Here is a 21,398-nt window from a genome sequence, read left to right on the forward strand (position 1 = left end):
ATCGCTTATTGATAATTCGTCCAAAAAGAATTGTTTCGCCGCATTCTAGATGGCGGAATAATAAGATATCTTAGGGATATCCGAAAAAGGGTTCCTTAAATGAGGAGGATGTATGGGTTTTGTCAAGCGCTTTGCCGCCGAATTTTTCTGTTTGTCTAGCTTTGTGCTTGGGACCGTTGTTCCGGTACAGGCTGAAAATCCCCTGACACTTTGGTACAATACCGATGCTGGTACTGAGTTTACGAATGCGCTTCCCATTGGCAATGGCTACATGGGCGGCCTTATCTATGGTGGCGTCACGAAGGACTATATTGGCCTGAACGAAAGTACGGTTTGGTCCGGCGGCCCCGGCGACAACAACAAGCAGGGTGCTGCAAACTACTTGAAAGATGCGCGTGATGCGCTGTTCCGCGGCGATTACCGTGCGGCGGAATCCATCGTGAACGACCGCATGATTGGCCCGGGTCCGGCGAGTTTCCAGCCGGTGGGCGACCTCGTGATTACCACGTCTCATAACGGGGCGGGGGACTACCGCCGCGAACTCGACCTCCGTACGGCTATCGCGAAGACGACGTATTCGGTGGGCGGCGTGAAGCATACGCGCGAGTATTTCGCGAGCTATCCGGACCATGTCATCGTGGTGCATCTCTCGGCCGACAAGGACGGCTCCGTGAATTTCGGCGCGACTATGACGACTCCGCACCGCAGCAACAGCATGTCTTCGGAAGGCAATACGCTCATTTACGACGTGACTGTCAATTCCATCAAGTTCCAGAACCGCTTGAACGTGTTTGCCGACGGTGGCAAGGTATCGGTGTCGGGCGGCAACATTTCCGTGGAAGGCGCGAACAGCGCAACGCTTGTGCTCACGACCGCAACGAACTTCAAGGCGTTCAACGATGTTTCCGGCAATCCGGGCTCCATCGCCGCAGACATCATGAGCAAGGTCAAGGGCAAATCCTACGACGAACTCAAGGCTACGCATTTGGCCGATTACCAGGCAATTTTCAACCGCGTGAGCCTTAATCTGGGTGAACCCGACAAGAGCGCGGGTGACATCACCAGCACCCGCGTGAAAAACTTCAACTCGACAAACGACCCCTCCCTTGTTGAACTCCATTACCAGTATGGCCGTTACTTGCTCATCGCAAGTTCCCGCAAGGGCGGGCAACCGGCCAATTTGCAGGGCATCTGGAACAAGGACACGAACCCGATTTGGGGCAGCAAGTACACTACGAACATCAACCTCGAAATGAACTATTGGCCGGTTGAAACGGCCAACCTCGGCGAATGCGTGTGGCCGCTCATCGACAAGATCAAGAGCATGGTGCCGCAGGGCGAAAAGACCGCCAAGGTGCATTGGGGCGTGGACGAAGGCTGGGTGGAACACCACAATACCGACCTCTGGAACCGTACCGCCCCGATTGACGGTGCCTGGGGCCTTTGGCCGAGCGGTGCCGGCTGGCTCAGCACGCACCTCTGGGAACATTTCCTCTTTAACCCGACCGACAAGGCGTACCTGCAGGATGTCTACTCGACCATGAAGGGGGCTGCGCTCTTCTTTGTGAACAGCCTCGTGGAAGAACCGGAAACGGGCAACAAGTACCTGGTCACGGCCCCGAGCGATTCCCCGGAAAACGACCACGGCGGCTACAACGTGTGCTTTGGCCCGACGATGGACAACCAGATTATCCGCGACGTGCTGAACTATACGATTGAAGCGTCCAAGATTTTGGGCGTCGACGAGGATGTGCGTACCAAGATGGAAGCGACAGTCAAGAGACTCCCGCCCACCAAGACGGGCAAGTACGGGCAGATTACGGAATGGCTCCAGGACTGGGACGATCCGAACAACAAGAACCGTCACATTTCGCACCTGTACGGCCTTTTCCCGAGCGCGCAGATTACCCCGGAAGAAACTCCCGACTTGATCAAGGGTGCCGCCGTCACGCTGGAGCAGCGAGGCGACGATGCGACCGGCTGGTCTCTCGCCTGGAAAATCAACTTCTGGGCCCGCATGCACGATGGCGACCATGCCTACAAGATGATCCGCATGCTCCTTACCCCGAGCAAGACGTACAACAACCTGTTTGACGCGCATCCGCCGTTCCAGATTGATGGTAACTTCGGTGCGGTCTCCGGCGTGAACGAGATGCTTTTGCAGAGCCACAACAACAGGCTTAACTTGCTCCCGGCACTCCCCTCGCAGTGGAAGGACGGCTCTGTCAAGGGTATCCGCGCCCGTGGCGGTTTCGAAATCGATTCGATGGCTTGGAAGGGCGGCAAGCTGGCCTACATTTCTATCAAGTCGCTTGTAGGGCAGACCCTCAATGTCGTGAATGGCTCGAATACGTTCTCTACATCGACAGTCCCCGGCGCAGTCTATGAATTCGATGGCAACCTGAAACTCACCAACCAGCCGTATGAACCGGTCAAAATCCCCGGCAAGATTCAGGCCGAAAGCTATATCGCCATGGACGGCGTGCAGATTGAACCCGACGAAGAAGGCGAGCCCAACTTGGGCTGGATTAACGATGGCGACTGGTCCAGCTATCTGGTGAATGTGCCTACCGCTGGAACGTACAAGGTCCGTGCCCGTGTCGCATCCGGAGCCGAAGAAAAGTCCACGGTCGTGATTGCTGATTCTGCGGGGAAAGCGCTAGGTTCGTTGACCGTTGACCCTGCCAAGACGACTGGATGGAACGACTGGTACGAAAGCGAAACGGAAATTGAGCTCCCGGTGGGCGAGCAGACGCTTGTGTTGCAGTATTCCGGTGGGGAATCGTACCTCTTGAACATCGACTGGTTTGAGCTGGAAGCGACTTCTTCGACTACGGTGATTCAGGAACGTGTGCCGACAACGCTGTCCGTGCACGAAGTGAAAATGTCCCGTGCAACACTCGCGCTGATGGTGAATGTCCCTGGGAACAATGCCTACACGGCGATGCTCTACGATGCTAACGGGCATCTCGTTTCGAGGAAGGCGGGCAGCGGTACAGGTGCTGTGCAATTCACCTCGCTGAAGTCGGGTGTTTATGTGGCGGTGGTCCGCTGCGGTTCTGCAACCAAGACCTTGAAAATGAATCTCCTGTAGAGCGCATTTGAAAAAGTACTCCACACCCAACGCGTAAAAACGCGGCGCCCCGGGGAGACCCGGGGCGTTTCTGTCGTTTGCCTTGTGGCTCCTTAATACATCGCTACCATATAAAAAGGCGCCCCGGAGACGGGCGCCTGAGGAGAGAATATGAAGAATAAATATTACTTCACGAAGCTGGCGGGCAATGTGAACTGCTTGAGGAACGGCCAGCCGATGCTTGCGTCACCGTAGTCGTGACCACCGCCCTGCTTGGTGCAGAGCACGACCTTCGTGCCGTCCTTGCAGTTGGAGTACTCGTCACAACCGTTGGAGTTCTTGGTCGGGGAGCCCTGGCATTCGTTCTTTTCGGCCCAGAACCTGAAGGTGCCTTCGGCGCCGAGGAAGTTCAGACCGTCGTTGAATCCGCTATCGCCACCCTGATATCTGCAGACCGGGTCGTTTGTGCCGCGGAAGTTGATGACGGAGATAGGACGAGACATCTTGCAAGCGGCGCTGTTGGTCTTGTTCAAGTCCATAGCTGCCGGAGCAACTGCTGCAAAGACATCGGACATCATGCAAGCCACGTGGTTACTCATACCGCCACCCATCGAGAAACCGGTTGCGTAGATGCGCTGCGGGTCGATGCAGGCGATTTCTTTGAGCTTATCAATCATTGCGTAAGAGAACTTGACGTCGTCGTCGTTGGAGCAGCAGGGGCCGACGTTCCAGCCGTTACCCATTCCACCCGGTTTGCCAGTGCCGTCCGGGTAAAGCGTGATTACGCCTTCGGGGTCAGTCTTGGCCTTGTACGGAGAGCTGCCAAATTCGCCATTACCAGAACCGCCAATCGGATGGTAGTCAATAACGAGCGGTACGGGCTTGTCGCCCTTGTAGGCATTCGGAATGTGCATGATGAAAGTACGCTTCTTGCCATCGACGGTCACGTCCATGTTTTGCTTGTCTCCGACCTTTGCTGTCTTGCCGGAGCAGTCAACAGTCACTGTCGTGGGGCCATCGCTGGATGCGGGAGCTACGCTAGAAGAGCTCTGCTGGCTGGGGCCCGGATTGCTGCTCGATGTGATGGAGGAACTGCTGGCGGCTTTTTCCGAGGAACTGCTGCCATTAGTTCCGCTGGAGCTGCTTACTGCGGTAGCGGCCTTCATGACAATCCTGACACCGGCTTCGTTTTCGGCTTGCATCTGGTAGTTGAGGCTTTGGAAGCCAGCTTTTGCGAACATGAGCATGGGCAGCAAATCGCCTTCCTTAAGCAAAGCGCCCTTGGCAGTGAGCATGTAGGTGCTGTTCGAGCCATTGGTCGTGATGCGGAGGAACGATGTACGCTGTCCCGTGACCTTGTTCAGGTCGAGAGTCAGGGAACCATAAATTTCGCGGAATTCTTTGTCGTAGACGACTTTGCCGAGGGCGTCCATCACGGCAACCTTCAGGGTCTGCGCCTTGAGGCCTTCCATCGTCAAAACTTTGCCCGTATAGTGCACGGAAACCTGGCGAGAGAGATCCTGCGTCAGAGCGGAAGCACCGTCGCTGGAAAGGGCGAAGTTGCCTAAGGCATCACTCTGCGTTCCAAAGCCGCCAAAATTGAAAGTGTTGATGTCTACTTGGGGAATCCCTTCGCCTGCTTCTGTCACCACCGTGCCAGAAATGGACCATGCGAAGGTCATTGTGCTCAGCAATGCAACCCCACTTGCAATTGCCTTGACGTGTGAACCGATCATGTGTACTCCTTTTTGGTTCGTTCTAATTTAACCACCGATCATGTGGATGACCGTTGAGCATACTCCTAGCTTAATATAGGAGTATGGGAGGAAACACTGTATTTTCCAGAATAAATCAAAAGAATAAGTGTTGTGAATATTGAGAAAAAAGGGAGGAAATTGTAAAAAGTCAACACTTTTTGTATGGGAATGTTTACAAAAAGTGCCGAAAAACGTTCAAATGTCAATAAATTACGGACGAGATTTGTCTTGATAAAAAATCCATAAAAACGGTTTTGGAACAAATAATAAGTCCTGTTTTCAAGGGTATTTTATAGTCGTGGTTTTGTTGTGCAGCGCCCTCCCGCGAAGGGTGGTGTTGCCAAGGAGTAAGTATGGGAACGTTTAAGCGCCTTTCTAGGCTTGTTGTGGCCGTTTTGGCTGTTTTTGCCGTTTTTGATACCGCAAATGCGGATACGGTCAATAACCCGATTCTCTATGTCGATAGCCCGGACCCCTCCATTGTCCGCGTAGACGACGCCTATTACATGGTGACGACGACCATGCATTTTGCGCCGGGCGTGCCTGTTTTCAAGAGTACCGACCTTGCGCAGTGGCGCACGGTGGGGTATGCCTACCAGACACTCATCAACAACAATAATATGAACCTGAACGGCCAGGACGCCTACGGCAAGGGCTCCTGGGCTTCGAGCATCCGCTACCGTGACGGCTTTTTCTATGTATTGACACCGTCATACACCAGCAATAAGACGCACCTCTACAAAACGGCAGATGTGGAAAATGGCCCCTGGACCGAGGTGCAGTTGCCCTTCTATCACGACCCGTCCTTGTTCTTCGATGACGACGGCACCGCATGGGTGTTCTACGGCAGCGGAGACCAGATCAGCTACGTGCAGCTCAACGACGATGCCTCGGGCGTCAAGCAGGGCGGCAAGAGCGGCAAGCTCGGTGGCGTGAGTATCAACCGGGTGACAGGTTCCAGCAACTATTACGTGCAGCAAGAAGGCTCGCACATGGAAAAGATTAACGGGGAGTATTACCTGTTTACGATTTCTTGGCCTGCCGGCGCCTGCCGTACGGAAGTTGTCTATCGTTCCAAGAGCCTCTTGGACGGTTTTTCCGGCCGCATTTTCTTGCAGGATAACGGTGTCGCCCAGGGTGGCATTTTCGACACTCCGGATGGCAAGTGGTATGCGCTTTTGTTCCGTGATTCTGGCCCCGTGGGCCGCATGTCGCACCTTGTTCCGATGGTCTGGAAAGATGGCTGGCCGGAACCCGAAGGAGGCAACAAGAAGGCCCCTGCGACACTTGAATTGCCTAATTCCCCGTTGCCGGGCTATGGCATGGTCACAAGTGATGATTTCGATTCTGACGTGCTTCCGCTCGAATGGCAGTGGAACCACAATCCCGACGACAAGAACTGGAGCTTGACGGCGAATCCCGGGTATTTCCGCATTACCACGAGCCGCACCGATTCTAGAATTGTGACCGCGAAGAATACGCTCACCCAGCGTACGTTCGGCCCCAAGTGCTCCGGCAGGACGCTCGTGGATGGCTCGGGCATGAAGGACGGCGATATTGCGGGCCTTGTCGCCCTGCAAGACGACAAGGGTTTTGTCGCGCTAGCCAAGAGCGGCGATAGCTACAAGGTCGTGATGTACAGCGGAAGCGAAAAGGGCGAAGCCGAAAAGGCGAGTGAACCGCTTTCCGATTCCAAGGTTTATCTGCGTGTTGATTTTGACTTGCCGATTGATCGCGGTACGGCCTCGTTCTACTACAGCACCGATGGTTCGGAATGGAAAAAGATTGGGGACAACGTAAGCCTCAGTTATTCGCTCCACATGTTCGTAGGCTACCGCTTTGGCCTGTTCAATTACGCGACCAAGACGGCGGGCGGCTATGCCGACTTTGACTGGTTCAAGATTGGTACCGACTACAAGGACGAAATCTACCTAGATGCCATTGAGCAGGATACCACTCCTCCGGCTCCGTACAAGGGAGTTCGCGCCGCAATTCCGGGCAAGATCGAAGCCGAGAACTATGATGAGGGCAAGGCGAACCGCGCCTACCGCGATAGTGACAGCGAAAACGAGGGCGGGGTCTACCGCGAAGATGGCGTGGACATTGTGCAGCTGGATTCTGCTGATGCTTCCAAGGGCTATGCGATCGGCTATACTGCCGACGGCGAATGGCTCCGCTATTCTGTCGACGTGAAGACTGCCGGTGATTACACCGTCTATGTGAGCATGGCGACCAATGCCGACGATGTGGGCGTCCAGCTGTTCGTCGATGATGTTGCGGTCACGGATACGCTTGTTGCAACCAAAGGCGAAGACTGGTCTTCCTACGCGACTGTATCGGCGAACATTGCCGGGTTGACGGCGGGCGAGCATGTGCTCAAGGTGCTGATTGTCGGCAACTACGTGAATATTGACTACATCAATTTCGTCAGTGGCAAGGATGCTCCGGAAACTGATTCGACGACGGGTATGTACAAGGCTCTTCGTCACGAAATTGTGGGCCCGCGTACTTATGGAATTTACGATTTGGGAGGCCGTTTTGTAGGCAAGGTGATCATGGATCGCACCGCTGCCGCGACAACGCTCCGGGCGAAGGGTTTGAGGCCTGCCGTCTATATTGTCCGCGAGGTTCGTGGTCGTGAATCGTTTATGGTCAATGTCGCGAAATAAGCCTTGTTTTTTTAGTCAAAAAAAAACTGTTTTCCATCGCCAAAATGTCAACGTCATCATTGACAAAATGGCAATGGCGCATGGACTATTTATCCATAGATTTTAAGCCTCGGAAAAGGCTCTATGGATGGTGTCGGGATAGATTATAAATAGTATGGAATTAACCAAAACAAGGATGTGGATATGCTTAGCTTTAAATCTATAATTACCTCAGCCGTGCTTCTTGCATCAGCGTATTCGTTCGCTGGCCCTGGGTTGGCTGACGGTGCCGCCAAGTTTGTCGGTAACATTACGACACGTGGCCAGGTGCGTTCCGACTTTGGAACCTACTGGAACCAGATTACCGCCGAAAACGAATGTAAGTGGCAGTCTATCGAAGGCACTCGTGGCAATCGCAACTTCAGTGGCTGTAAGGCTGCCTATAACTGGGCCAAGCAGAATGGTGGCCACTTCAAGTTCCACGCTCTCGTGTGGGGCTCGCAGTACCCGAACTGGCTTGGCAACCTCAGCGCCGACGACACCAAAAAGGCTATTACGGACTGGTTTGACGCTGTCAAGAAGGAATTCCCCGACCTCGAAATGATTGACGTGGTGAACGAAGCCATCCGTACCGGAAACAACCAGTACCACTCCGGCTATCCCAACACCAAGATTATCCAGGCCCTCGGTGGCGACAACAACGGTGACTATACCTTCGTGACCACGGCATTCAAGATGGCTCGTGAACGTTGGCCGGATGCAATCCTTATTTACAATGATTACAATACCGTTCAGTGGCAAAAGAACGAAGGTATTCAACTTATCCAGACCATCAAGAAAAATGGCGCTCCTGTCGATGCCTATGGCCTCCAGGCCCACGACATGATGACCCAGGGCGGCGGCGCCGGTGGTACCGGTGGCGGCGGCGGATGCTTGAGCCTCAATACCTTGAAGAGCGTCCTTGATGAAATCTGGCAGAAAACGCAAACGCCGATGTTCATTTCCGAATATGATATCGGTACGGAAAATGACCAGACCCAGAAGCAGTGCTATCAGGAACAGATTTCCTTGTTCATGGAAAATGAGCATATTGCCGGTATCACTATTTGGGGTTATATCTATGGAGCAACGTGGACTACGAACGGAAACTCCGGTATCATCAAGGATGGAAAAGACCGTCCGGCCATGACATGGCTCAAGGATTACCTCTCCAAGAACAAGGGTGTAAATACCACGGGGCTCGTGGGTGGCGAACCTGTTGAGCCGGAACCGCAACTCCCGTTCAAGGGTGCCGCCTTCGCTATTCCGGGCAAGATCGAGGCCGAAGACTTCGACGTTCCGGGCAAGGGCAAGAACGATGACGGTACGAGCAACGAATCCTATAGCGACGATTCCGAAAATCATGGCGATTCCGATTACCGCTCGGATACCGGTGTTGACCTCTACAAGAAGGCTACCGGCGTCGTGGTGGGCTACAACAGCGAAGGCGACTGGCTTGAATACACGATCAACGTGGCCGAAGCCGGCGAATATACCTTCTTTGCTGCCGTTGCTGCCGCGGGTTCTACCTCCAGCTTCCAGATGTCTCTTGACGGCAATCCCCTTACTGAAAAAATCAGTGTTCCTGCCGCCTCGTCTGGCGAGAATAACTACGAAGACTACAACAAGGTCTCTGCCAACGTGACTCTCCCGGCTGGCCAGCATGTCCTCCGCATGGACGTGACGGGCTCCTGGTTCGACGTGGACTACTTCACCTTTGTGAAGGGTGCCAATGCGACCGACCCGGAACCGATTGCAACCAATCCTACCAATCCTACCGACCCTGGCGACCCGCTGGCTATCGTGGCTGACCCCAAGTTGGACGAAAGCAATACTTTGCAGCACTACTATGTGTTCGATATGCAGGGTATGCGCTTGGGCATCATTAGCGGATATGGTTTCAAGGCGACCGCGGAATTGCTCAAGTCTTCTAGCGATATCAAGACTTCGGGTGTTTACTTCCTGCGTAACCGTGCGACAGGCAAGATGCAGGCTGTGCGAGTGGTCCGCTAATAACGCGTAGATTCTCTCATAAAACCAAATCCTAATCCATGCACCATCGGTCCCGGTTTCTCCAACGCTGGGATCGATTTTTTATGCTTTCAGGAGGGTACGGATATTCTCGATGACGCTGCTGTACAGGTCCAGTACGTTGCTGAACAGCGTCACCGACGATTCGGTGAACGCCCCGGGGCGGAGGTCTTCGGTCAAGGCGCTGCTTGCTTCGTAGAGCTTCTGGAATCCGAGATTGGCGGCCACGCCCTTGAGCGTGTGCGCTGCACGGAACGCCTTTTCGGCATCCTTCTCTCCGAAGGCCTTTTCGAGGTCGTTGAAACTCGGATCTTGCAAGAACAGCCCGAGGTACTTGGTGATGCGTTCTTCCTTGTGGAGGCGGTTCAAGACATTTTCCAGGGATTCGTCAACGCTAGTGTAGAATTCTTGTAGGGTCATGGGATACCTCTTGGTTTGAACGTCCTAGGCCTTGATAAAGAATTGGGCCAAGTAGTCGGAAAGTTTTTGCGGGTCGACCGGTTTGGCGACATGCCCGTTCATTCCGACCTGGAAGGCCTTTTGGCGGTCTTCTTCGAAGGCGTTCGCGGTCATGGCGACAATCGGGACCTGAGAATAGCCGGAATTGCCCAGTTTGCGGATTTCACAGGCGGCTTCGTAGCCGTCCATGACGGGCATCTGTATATCCATCAGCACAAGGTCGTAGAGGCCGGGCTTGTTGCTCTTGATTCTTTGGAGAGCGTCGGCGCCGTTTTCGGCTTCGTCCACGATGAATCCGAGTTCCTTCAGGTGGTCTAGCGCAATTTCGCGGTTCAGTTCGTTGTCCTCGACGAGCAGGACCCTTTTCCCTTCGAACAAGCCGCTCTGGATTTCCTTGGGCTTGGCGTTGCTGTCCTTCTTGTAGGTGTAGAATTTTTCCTGGATATTGAAGGTGAGGTGGCAGGTCACGGTCGTGCCCTTGCCCTGCTCGCTTTCGATTTCCATTGTTCCGCCCATCATCTCGACGAGGTTCTTGGTGATAGAAAGCCCGAGCCCGGTCCCGTTCACCCCGCTTGCGGTGGAGCTTTGTTCACGGGAGAAGGCGTCGAAAACATGCGCCAGGAATTCCTTGCTCATGCCGATGCCGTTGTCTTCGATGATGAAGTCGAAGCAGGCGAGGCCCTGGAAACTCGGGGTCTGCCTTACGGTGAACAAAATCCGGCTGTTGTGCGGGGAATACTTGATGGCGTTGCTCAAGATGTTCAGGAGGACGCGCTCCAGGTGCATGGCGTCGGCGTAGACGTTTTCGTTCTGGATGTTTTTCAGCGAAAGTTCCAAAGTGGTTTCGCTCTTGGCCGCAGATTCCTGCATGATGGAGGTGAACTTGGTGATGAACTCCGGCAGGTTGATTGGGTCGTTCTTCAGGTTGATTTTGCCGCTTTCGATATGCGCCATGTCGAGCACGTCGTTGATGAGGCTCAGCAGGTGATCCCCGGCGAGGGCGACCTTTTCGAGATAATCGATGGCTTGGACTTTGTTGTCGATGTACTTGCGGGCTAAGGAGGCAAACCCGAGGATGGCGTTCATCGGGGTGCGGATATCGTGGCTCATGTTGAACAGGAAACGGCTCTTCGCGGCGTTCGCTGCCTCGGCCTTGGCGGTTGCTTCTTGCAGTTCCGTTTTCTGGCGGTTCTGCTGTTCGCGTAATTCAAGTTCGGCTTTCCGTTCCTCGTCCACATTGCTTAAGCCTAGGATGACGCAGTTCCCGGTGTGGCTGTCCTTGTCGCGGGTGAGCTTTGCGCGGTAGAACTGCTCGTTTCCGTCGATGTTCGCCTTGAACTCGATAAAGAGGGCTGGCTCGCGTTCGAGGTAATTGAGGATGTAGTCCCTCTGCAGGCGTGCGTATACCTTCATGCGGTCGCTCTTGGTCACGAGACCGTCCACCAGGTTTTCCATCTGCTTGCTGTAGGGGGGCTGGGTCTCGAACTTCTTGAGGCAGTCCTCCATCCGCTTGCTGGTGCGGTAGCAGAAGTAGGTGTCGCGGTCCAGGTCGACGTAGAAGATGCTTTCGAAGTCGCTGGTGATGCCGTTCAGCATGGCATCCATCTGGGCTATCCGGGTATGCTTGCGTTCGCGTTCGGACACGTCCTTTACTACGCAGAGTGTGTAAATATCGCCGTCGTCGCCCTTCATCAGGTAGAACTTCTGTTCGAGGCAGATGGGGGTGGTCCCTTCGGCGGGGACGGTCCAGTAACTGGCTTGGGTAGTCAGTACGTTCTTATTGAACTTTTCGATGAGCTTTTCTCGGCTTGCCGTTTCCAGGAACTCCCTGGACTTGGTGAGCACGTTTTCTTTTGCCCAAAGGTTGAGCAGCTCCGTGTAGTGGACCTCTCCGTGAGGCCTCCCTTTCCGCATCGGGACGGGACGGCCCCTGACAAATCTATAGAAATCGCCAATTACGACATCCTTGGTCAGGTTGCATTCGAAATAGCCGTAAGCTTTGTAGGTCAGCGCGTCGAGTAGATTTTGCTCAATTTTAATCATAATAAAGGAATATACACTATTAATAAGAAAAATAGAATGGAAAAAAAAGAATGGCATGCCCCTCCGTGAAAAACATCACGAAAATAGGCACGAACAGGAAATCTATGAGCAGAAATGAGCGTCGGCCAAGGATGGGGAGGGCTATATATTGCTAAATTTCGGCTATAATGCCGAAACCTGCGAATTATTTCCCGGCCATCGACGGGCTGCGCCTGCTGGCGAGCCTCAATATCGTGATGCTCCACCTGGGCAGTTCCAATGCCCTTGCCTACATGGCCGACTGCACGTGGCTCATGCCCATTTTCAATGCACCCGCTTTTGCCGCAGGCATTTTCTACGTGCTGGCGGGCTTCCTTTTCGCAAGCAAGTTCAGCGACCCCGAGCGCCGGATTCCGGTCATCCCGTTCATGTTCAGCCGCATTGCCAAGCTCTACCGGCTCCACTTCTTCATGACGCTTCTGATGTTTGTCGTGCTGGTGTTCAAGTTGAGCGGGTACACGCACTTGCCCTCTTTTGGCGAACTGGGAGATTGCGCATCGAAGGGCCTTGCCGCCATGACCCATCCTTGGCGCAGCCTGCTCATGCACATTTCGCTCACGTGGTCCATCGTCCCCGATTTGGGCATGAAGTTGAACGAACCTTCGTGGTCGTTGACGAGTTTCTTTGTCTGCTATGCCATCACGCCGTGGTTCAGCCGCTGGCTGTTCCGGCAGAATAACCGTACGCTCTGGGTGCTTTTCGGTGCGGTCTTTATCCCGGGGATTGTGTGGGCCGTGGTCTTCGGCTTGACCGATAATCTTTGGTTCGATGGCTATGCCGCCAAGTACAGGTTCTTCCACATGTTCGCTCCAGTCCGCATTTTCGAGTACTTGTTCGGCATGGTGATTTACCGCCTCTACAACGAGGGGTTCTTTGATTTCCTCAAGCGCGACTATGTGAGCGGTGTGGCGCAGGTGCTCTTGCTTGCGGCCCTTTACGGGAGCTTGTTCTTGTTGAACCCGAACTTGAATGCCGGTTTCAATTACGCTTTCCACCACAGTCTCCCGGTGTTCATTTACGGGCTTCTCGTACTTTCTCTGTTGAGTGGAAAGGGCTTCCTCGCATTGTTCTTCTGTATCCCGCTTGTTCGTAAAATCGGTCGTGCGTCTTTCTACCCGTACTTGATTCACCTGCCGATTATCACGATTGCCTGGGGTATCTGCAACTTGAACCGTCCCAAGAATACATTGCTCCTGTTGCTGTTCATTTATACGGTGAGCACACTTTATATGGAGTTCAAGGTGTGGCGTCGCAAGAAGGCGAAGGCCTCAAAATCGGCTTCGGGAACGGCCCGCTAAGTACATCAGATTTCCTGTTGTAAAAATTTCTAAACGTTGCGTGCGGAACGTTGTGACGAAGTGCACAAACTTTGTGTAAAAACACGTGTTTTTCTTCACTGTTCTCAATTGAAACCGATTTATTACACTTGGAAATCTTTTAAAAATGCTATTTGATTTTATATTTATAATGTCTGCCTTTAAATTGGATTGGTGTTTGTGTATTTAGAGGTGGTGCTGGGAGTTATCCATTTTTTTCAGAAGGTAACAGAATGAAAAAAGCATTTACAGTTTTGACAACGGCGGTAGCCCTCGCTGCGGTCTCCTCTATGGCCGCTCCGAAGTACCCCTTCCCCCAAAACATGAAGCATCCTCACGGCAACGTCATTGAGTATGCCGATGCTTCCATGATCAAGGAACACTTCAACAAGTGGAAGCAGGCCTGGTACGATGCAGGCAAGGGTTGGATTTATTCTCCGGAAGGCACTGGCTCTACGGTGTCCGAAGCTATAGCTTACGGTATGTTGATTGCCGTGTATATGGACGACGGCACCAATGGTGCCAAGGACATGTTCGACAAGCTCTATGGAACATGGAAGAGTAATTCTGTAGGCTCTAATGGCGGCATGAACTGGCGCGTTGGTGAGGGTCAGCAGGGTGGTACGGCTTCCGATGCCGACTTTGACGCAGCCCTTGCCCTCGTGATGGCCGCCAAGCAGTGGCAGAGTGACTCCTACCTGAACGACGCCAAGTCGCTTATCAGCTGGATTGCATCGAGCGATATCAATGGCAGCCAGATCAAGCCGGGTAACCAGTGGAACGATGCGTTCAACCCGAGCTATGCGACTACGGCCAACTTCCAGATTTTCCAGGATGTTGCCGGTGGTTCTTGGACGGGCGTGATTTCTCAGGCATACAATGATTTGAACGCTTGCCAGAACTCCTCTACGGGCCTTGTTCCGGACTGGTGCGACTGGAGCAGCCATCAGCCGGTAAAGACTTCTGCTTCTGTGCAGCAGTCCGAAAATGCCGGTTTCTTTGACGATGCTGCCCGTACTCCGTGGCGCATGGCCTGGGCTTACTATTGGTTTGGCGATACCAAGGCCAAGGCTTTCAACGCCAAGATTACCAGCTGGCTCTATAGTGTCGCTCCTGTGGCGAGTGAAATTAACTCCGGTTATTATGTAAACGGAAAGGCTGAAACGTCCGTCAAGCGTAACTTCGCCTCTTCCACCTTCTCCGGTGGTCTTGGCCTTGCCGCTGCTTGCGATGAAACTGAAATCGGTCAGAAGTATCTCGGTACCGTCTATAGCTACCTCGCTTCCAAGACGGCTTGTGCTAAGGCCCAGAACTGCGGCGAAGGCGACAATCCGGGTGAAAAGTACTACATGTCTACCCTGAACCTCCTTTACCTCCTCCTCATGACCGGTAACATGCCGAACTTTAACGACATGTCCAAGTTTACCGCCTTCACTCCGGACCCGAGCAAGGCTCCGTCCCTGAGCGATGTCAATGGTAAGCAGATGGAAATGAAGGACACCACCGTGGGTGTTTCCGGTTTCTGGCACTGGGGTGCTTACCATGACAAGTATAAGAATTCCGGTACGGTGATGAAACCGGATTCCGGTACGTCTCCGCTGGTTCTCCGTGGTGGCAAGATTTATGCCGAAGCTTCCATGCAGATTGGTCCTGAACCGGATTGGACTGCGGAAAAGAAGCAAGTTTGTGATACTGATCCGGATAGGTGCGAACTTCTGTACCCGTCTGCCGGTATCGCCATGTCCTTCCTCCCCGACAGCAAGCAGGGCGTTGACCTCAAGGCTCTCAATGTAGCGAAACTCCGTATCGATATTAAGACCTCCGGTCCTATCCGCATGGCTATCCTCAACGGCAAGTCCGTGGAAGCCGGTTCCGAACCGGGCATCTATGTCAAGAACTCTGCTGACTACCAGGTTATTGAATATGATCTGACTCCGTACGACTATGGTTTCAAGGGTCTAGATGGTGAAGCAATCGACATCCTTGACTGGGTTGATCAGAACACGGCTCCGGAAGGTTCTCAGATTATCAAGGACGTCAGGGGCCTCAAGTTCGAAGTCAAGCAGAGGGAAGGCGGCATTGGTGACGTTTCCATCAGGGCTATTGAATTCCTCGATGCGAGCGGCAACGTGATTGATCCGGTCTTGATCACCAAGATGCCGGGTGTCCGTAGCGAAATCGCTGAAGCTCCGGCTTCTTCCGATTCTCCGGCTGGTTCCAGCTCGTCTGGTTTGACCGACCCGAATTCCTCCGGTGCTGTCACGTCCGGTTCTTCGGGCGTTGCTCTCCCGGCATTCTATGCTCCGGCTAGGTTCAATGCTTCTGTCAATGGCCTCCAGATCCAGATCAGCAACGCTGCTGTTGGCTCTAACTTCGCTGTGTTCTCCATGCAGGGCAAGGTCATCCAGACTGGCATGATCAAGAACGGCAGCCAGCTCGTTACGGTCAAGAACAAGGGTGCCTACGTGATTCGCGTCGGCAACGAAGTTCGCTCCGTCATCGTGAAGTAATCCATAAAGGATTTTTAGAAAAAGGTCGTGGGTCCGCCCGCGGCCTTTTTTGTATATTCTACTCTGTTTCGGGGAAATCCCCTTGATAATGGAATTGGAATCGAAATGGATATCGGTGCACTGCATTTTCAGAATCCCGAAGCCTTTTGGCTGCTCGTTTTTGTCCCTGTCCTTGTCGCGCTTTATGTTTACCGCAATCGGCGCCGCAAGAGCACTATCAAGTTTCCTGCGCTTTCTATCGCACGTAGGGCTGTCCCCAGCCGCCGCGTCCGTTTGAGGCATGTTGTACCGGCCTTGCGCCTTTTGGCCCTCTGCTGCTTCGTTTTTGCGCTTGCACGCCCGCAGAACGCGATGGAAGTGGAATACACCTCTACCGACGGCGTCGATATCATGCTTGCCTTGGACGTGTCGGGCTCCATGGGCACGCTCGACATGCTGACTCGTGCCGAACAGGCAAAACTCGGGGTGATGAACGCCGAACGCCTGCTCAAGAGTGGCGATTTTTGGAAGTATAGCCGCTTGGGGTATGCCAAGGAAGTCATAGCCGAGTTCATCCAGAAGCGTCACAGCGACCGTATCGGCCTTTCCGTATTTGCGGGGCGCTCTTTTACCCAGTGCCCCCTGACATTGGATTACGGCTCCCTGCTCGAGATTCTTTCGGCGGTGAACGATTCAACCGCTACGGGTAACGGAACAGCCATTGGCGATGGCCTCATGAACTCGCTTGCCCGCATCAAGAAGTCTACTGCGAAGTCCCGTGTCGTCGTGCTGTTGACGGATGGCAAGGACAACGCGAGCCTTGTTTCTCCGTTGCATGCTGCCGATGTGGCCAAGGCGCTCGGCGTGAAGGTCTACACGGTCGGCGTGGGCAAAAAGAAGGGCAAGATTCTCGGGTTCCAACAGAACCCCTGGACGGGCGAGATTTCGTGGGCCGAAAGGGAAATTACCCCCGAAGAGGGCATCGACGAAGAGGTGCTCAAGGGCATTGCGCAGAAGACGGGTGGCCGCTTCTATCGCGCCGAAAATCGTGAAGAACTCGAGAATATCTATTCCGAAATCGATGAACTCGAAAAGACAGAAATAGAAACTGTCGCTTATGCACGGTATTCGGAAAAATTCTACCCGTGGCTCTTGGTGGGTGCGTTGCTTATCTTGCTCGAGCTTTTGCTTGCCAATACGCGCTTTGTCAGGATTCCCTGATTAGGGCTCGAATCCAGTCCTCGAGTATAGCGAGGTCGTCGGTTTGAAGCAGTTGTTCTTGGCGTCGTCCAGGAATTCGATGACGTTGTTCACTCCCGGCTTGCCGAATTCGGAATAGTTGATGCTGAAAGTTATCGGCCAAGGGACAAGCCTTTGCAGCTTAGCGGAGTTGCTGGTGGAAATGAGCATGTTGCAGAAGGCTTCCACGTCGTTCCAGGTCTTTTTTTCAAGGACAATGGCGAAAGAGTGTTTTTGGTAATGGGCCAAGAACATGTTGTCGCTGGGCATTCGCTCCCGCAAAAAATTGGCGAATGCTATAACAATTTCTTCTACCTTTTTCCGGCCGAATTTGCGGCGGACATGGCGCATGTTGTCCAGCGTGATTGTCAATAAGAACAGTCGCTGTTCTGAGGTGAGGTCTGCTGTCTTGTCTCGGAGGAAGTTGTTGAGTCTGCGCTCGTTGTTGAGGCCTGTCTGCTGGTCCATGGTGATGAGCATGCTCTGCTGGGAAATATGGATGTGCAGGAGCACCAGGGTCACGACAGGCGTTACGATGGGGATTTCGAGTTTTTGTAGGATTATCTGGATAATGATGGCGACTACAGGAATGAGCATGATCCAGCAAAGATATTGCTGTTGCCTCCAGCCTGTTTTTGTGTTGTTCTTGTGTGCCGATCTAAAGGAAATGAAACTCGCCATCACTATGTAGAAAATGCTGATGGAATTCGTTATGGTCCACAGTTCGGTGACGCTGAGTTCCTTGTGCCCAGGCTGCAGTTGGTAGATGCGCGTGATGCAGTATAGGACGCCCATGACGAGCGGGATGGTGATGGGAATGGCGTATTTACGGAAATGGTAGGCGCTCCCGAAAATCTTGTAATGGACGAACAGGTTCCAGAGATAGGGAATGAATTGCGTTAGCGCCGCAGTGAGCACGACGATGAGGTACTTGACATCCGGATTCGAGAACCTGTCGGGGAACTGGAGCTTGCCGCCGATGTCCAGGATGGTTTCCGCGATCATCAGGATGAGAATCTTCTTGAACGTGCGTTCTTCGGGGAACTGCAAAAGCGAAATACGATACTGGTACAAGACCAGCAGCAGGATGGCTGTACAGCAGATGCCGATTTCTATTAGCGCAACATTGTGCATTTCAAATCCATAACCCCAAAAAACTGAAAACCCATTAGGGAGATAGCAATATTATAAGAAAAAAGAACGGAAGTGGCCCAAAAAATATTGAAAAATAAATGAAAAGAAATTTTTTTCGGATTGGTATATTAACGCTATGTCTACAATATATTCACAAAAATGTAAACAGAAATGAGCATATCTGTTTCCTGCCGCAAAAAAAACAATAGCGGTTGGAGTCTTTTCTCTCAATTGAATTCGAGCGATGGGCGTATAACGCAGTTTTTTGTATATTCAGGGTGTTTTTGGAGATGGCCCGTAACGGGCTCTCCATAGGAGACTTGAATGCGATTTGCCGAACCTGATTTTCTGTGGTGCCTGTTTACGTTGCCGCTGTTTGCCTTGCTGTTCGTCTACGCGTATCACCGTCGCAAGAAACTTGCCGCACGTTTTGTTTCGCTCTCCATGCTCCCCAAGCTTTCGACCTCGGTGTCCCCTTGGCGGCGCTTGACCAAGATTTTGCTGCTTTTGCTTGCGCTTGCGTTCCTGTTCGTTGCGCTTGCCCGCCCGCAGTGGGGCCACAAGATGGAACATATCGAGCGTCGTGGCCTCGACCTCGTGCTTTTGCAGGACATTTCCCTTTCGATGTTGGCGGAGGATATCAAGCCGAACCGCCTTGTGCGTTCGCGTCACGAAATTGCCGCCTTCCTGGAATCGCTTTCGGGTGACCGCGTGGGCCTAGTCGCGTTCAGTGGCGAGGCGCAGGTGATGGTGCCGCTCACGCTTGATTACGGTACCGTGCAGATGATGTTGCAAGAACTGAATCCGGGTTGGCTGATGCCGGGTACGAACTTGGAATCGGCTATCCGCAAGGGGATGCAGTTGTTCAAGAATTCCGGCGGTGCCGGGAAGTATTCCGTGATGATTTTGATGAGCGACGGCGAAGAACTTGAAGCCGAAGCCGTGAACGCGGCGAAGGAAGCCGCCGAACTCGGTATCAGGATTTATACGGTGGGTATAGGCTCCCGCGAAGGCGTGCCCATACCGGTAAAGACCAAGAACGGCGAGGTCGCCTACAAGAAGGACGTGCAGGGCAACATTGTCACTACGCGCCTCGAAGAAGGGACTTTGCAAGAAATTGCCAACGTGACGGGTGGCCTGTATTTCTATGCGAACCCGAGCGAGTTCCAGTTGCAGAAGGTGCTGACGGAAATCGCATCGCTCGAGAAAAAGGAGCAGGCGACGGATCGTCTGGAAAACTACCAGGACCGCTACCAGATATTCTTGGGTCTTGCGGCGCTCTTGTTCCTTGTCGAGGCGCTTGTTTCCGAACGTGGCCGCCGTCGCCGCCAGCTTGCTGGCCGCTTCAGCTAATTTGACCGAAGGAATAAAAGAAGACCCAGTGCTGGCGGGCACTGGGCTCCTTGGGAAGATAGATAAAAGCCTCCCGGGTGGGTTTGACTCTTGAGAGTCGGGCGGCCCGAGCGAACTCGGCAACCGATGATGTATCCACCAGGAAGGCTCATTAATGAATATATGTTGTTTTTTGAGGGGTGGTCGATAAAAATGTCAAATCGATACTCCAATTTGGATTGTATGGTTTCCGTCGCCTGTTCATTTGCTATTTTCTAGTCAAATGCGTAAGTTTGTATCGTTTTCTGCCATTACCGCACTGGCCCTGGTTGCGTGTTCCGGGGCTCCAGCTCCCGAGACGTCGGCTGGGGAGGTGACTCCGCGTGTTGCCGCTCAGGATTCCGCTGTGGCGCCTGCTCCTGCAACTCCTGCCGCTTCCGCTGTACCGGCTAGCTACAAGGATATCGCTTTCCCCGAGTTCCGCTATGTCGCTCCGTACCCGAAAGATTTCAGGGTGCAGCTTTCCGACAGCATTACGGGTTACGTCGTGTCGGACCGGACACTCCCGCTTGTGAATTTTACCGTGTTCTTTGATGAACCGCACGAATCCCTCGCTCTCAAGGACGAAGCTGCTAGTTCTATGGTCGGTGCCATGTTCCGCCGTGGCGGTGCCGTAGGGCTTCCGGCCCATGCGCTGGACGATTCTCTTGAATTCGTGAGTGCGGGCATTTCGACTTCGACGGGAACATTTACGTCGTCGTTCGATATCGACTGCCTTTCGAAGGATTTCCCTGCGATGCTCGCTCTGGTGAAGAAGATTGTAAAGGAACCCGCGTTCGACAAGGATCAACTCGAAATCGTGAAGGCGAACTTCGTGACCAGTTACGATCGCCGTTACGATACTCCGGGGAAGGTCTTGCAGGCGTTGCAGATGAAGGTGAACTACGCTCCTTCGCCCAGGCTCTGGGATGCAAACGCACAGGAATACTCCAAGGTCTCTGTCGCCGATGTGAAACGCCTTTCTAAGGGACTGTTCTCGTCCCGTCGCATCATCTTTGCGCTGTCGGGCGATGTGGACCGCGATTCTGCGGTGACCATGCTCAAGGAATTTTTCGCCGACCTCCCGACGGCTCCGGTTGCCGTGAAGGTTCCGCCGAAACCGCTCGAGTTCTTGCGCAAGCCAGGTGTTTACGTGGTGGACCGCGACATTACCCAGGCGAACATCGTGATGAACCAGCCGTTCGTGCGTAGGCCCCATCCCGATTACTATCCTGCTGCCGTCGCAAGCTTTATCCTTGGCGGGGGGAGTTTCTCGAGCCGCTTGATGAACCGTGTGCGCAGCGACGAAGGCCTTGCCTATAGCGTCTATAGTGCAGTCGGCAACGAGTACCGCGACACGGCGCTCACGACGATTGCCTTGCAGACCAAGGTGGAGTCGGTTGATTTTGCCATCAAGCTCGTATTCGAAGAAGTGGAAAAATTGGCGAAGGATGGCCCGACCGCCGAAGAACTCGCCCAGGCGAAAAAGTCCTTGGTCGAGAGCCTGCCAAGTTTGTTCGATTCTCCGGAAGCGACGGCTGTCATCTTTGCGAAGGGAGAGCTCCTGGGCAAGACCTACGACCATTACTTGGAATACGTGAAGGAAATCAATGCGGTAACAGCCGAACAGGTGAAGGCGATGATTGCCAAGTATTTCAGCCGCGACAAGATGACGATTTCCATTGTCGGCCCGGTGGCGAAGTTCGATGCGCTGAAACCCTTCACGGTCCTTTCTCTGGACAGTCTTGAGTTTAGGTAGC

Annotated in this window: 12 protein-coding genes; 8 read left to right on the plus strand and 4 right to left on the minus strand. The window is 53.4% G+C overall.

Annotated features, from left to right (window positions below; all coding sequences use genetic code 11):
- The first annotated feature begins 112 nt into the window (after positions 1-112).
- On the plus strand, positions 113-3,094 hold the full coding sequence (locus Q0Y46_RS09105) for a glycoside hydrolase N-terminal domain-containing protein (RefSeq protein ID WP_297946805.1): 2,982 nt from the start codon (positions 113-115) through the stop codon (positions 3,092-3,094).
- A gap of 164 nt (positions 3,095-3,258) precedes the next feature.
- Here Q0Y46_RS09105 and Q0Y46_RS09110 read toward each other — a convergent pair whose 3' ends face one another.
- A complete protein-coding gene (locus Q0Y46_RS09110) occupies positions 3,259-4,809 on the minus strand; it encodes a prolyl oligopeptidase family serine peptidase (RefSeq protein ID WP_295678485.1) in 1,551 nt (516 codons plus the stop codon).
- Positions 4,810-5,183: 374 nt separating this feature from the next.
- Between Q0Y46_RS09110 and Q0Y46_RS09115 the strand changes: the two genes are divergently transcribed.
- Positions 5,184-7,499 (plus strand): family 43 glycosylhydrolase, encoded by a 2,316-nt coding sequence (locus Q0Y46_RS09115; RefSeq protein ID WP_297946807.1) that lies wholly within the window; start codon positions 5,184-5,186, stop codon positions 7,497-7,499.
- Between the two features lie 183 nt (positions 7,500-7,682).
- On the plus strand, positions 7,683-9,530 hold the full coding sequence (locus tag Q0Y46_RS09120; protein ID WP_297946810.1) for an endo-1,4-beta-xylanase: 1,848 nt from the start codon (positions 7,683-7,685) through the stop codon (positions 9,528-9,530).
- 81 nt (positions 9,531-9,611) lie between these two features.
- Here Q0Y46_RS09120 and Q0Y46_RS09125 read toward each other — a convergent pair whose 3' ends face one another.
- Together Q0Y46_RS09125 and Q0Y46_RS09130 are read right to left on the minus strand one after the other, a co-directional pair.
- Positions 9,612-9,968, minus strand: a complete 357-nt coding sequence (locus Q0Y46_RS09125) for an Hpt domain-containing protein (protein WP_297946812.1) — start codon at positions 9,966-9,968, stop codon at positions 9,612-9,614.
- Between the two features lie 24 nt (positions 9,969-9,992).
- Positions 9,993-12,050, minus strand: a complete 2,058-nt coding sequence (locus Q0Y46_RS09130) for an ATP-binding protein (RefSeq protein WP_297946814.1) — start codon at positions 12,048-12,050, stop codon at positions 9,993-9,995.
- Between the two features lie 167 nt (positions 12,051-12,217).
- Here Q0Y46_RS09130 and Q0Y46_RS09135 point away from each other — a divergent pair, with 167 nt between their 5' ends.
- The 3 genes from Q0Y46_RS09135 to Q0Y46_RS09145 all read left to right on the plus strand — a co-directional run bounded on the left by Q0Y46_RS09135 (position 12,218) and on the right by Q0Y46_RS09145 (position 17,115).
- On the plus strand, positions 12,218-13,387 hold the full coding sequence (locus Q0Y46_RS09135) for an acyltransferase family protein (protein ID WP_295678493.1): 1,170 nt from the start codon (positions 12,218-12,220) through the stop codon (positions 13,385-13,387).
- Positions 13,388-13,638: 251 nt separating this feature from the next.
- Positions 13,639-15,915 carry a glycosyl hydrolase family 8 gene (locus Q0Y46_RS09140; protein WP_297946816.1) on the plus strand — a complete coding sequence of 759 codons (2,277 nt, stop codon included), beginning with the start codon at positions 13,639-13,641 and terminating at the stop codon, positions 15,913-15,915.
- Between the two features lie 105 nt (positions 15,916-16,020).
- Positions 16,021-17,115 carry a VWA domain-containing protein gene (locus Q0Y46_RS09145; protein ID WP_295678497.1) on the plus strand — a complete coding sequence of 365 codons (1,095 nt, stop codon included), beginning with the start codon at positions 16,021-16,023 and terminating at the stop codon, positions 17,113-17,115.
- On the opposite strand, the gene Q0Y46_RS09150 is transcribed toward Q0Y46_RS09145, so the two are convergent.
- Positions 17,116-18,267 (minus strand): diguanylate cyclase, encoded by a 1,152-nt coding sequence (locus Q0Y46_RS09150; protein WP_295678499.1) that lies wholly within the window; start codon positions 18,265-18,267, stop codon positions 17,116-17,118.
- 324 nt (positions 18,268-18,591) lie between these two features.
- On the opposite strand from Q0Y46_RS09150, the gene Q0Y46_RS09155 reads away from it, so the two are divergent.
- On the plus strand, positions 18,592-19,620 hold the full coding sequence (locus Q0Y46_RS09155; protein ID WP_297946819.1) for a VWA domain-containing protein: 1,029 nt from the start codon (positions 18,592-18,594) through the stop codon (positions 19,618-19,620).
- Between the two features lie 262 nt (positions 19,621-19,882).
- Complete coding sequence (locus Q0Y46_RS09160) at positions 19,883-21,397, plus strand: pitrilysin family protein (protein WP_297946821.1); 1,515 nt, start codon at positions 19,883-19,885, stop codon at positions 21,395-21,397.
- Position 21,398: the final 1 nt, after the last annotated feature.

It is taken from the genome of uncultured Fibrobacter sp. (assembly GCF_947305105.1).
Lineage (GTDB): Bacteria > Fibrobacterota > Fibrobacteria > Fibrobacterales > Fibrobacteraceae > Fibrobacter.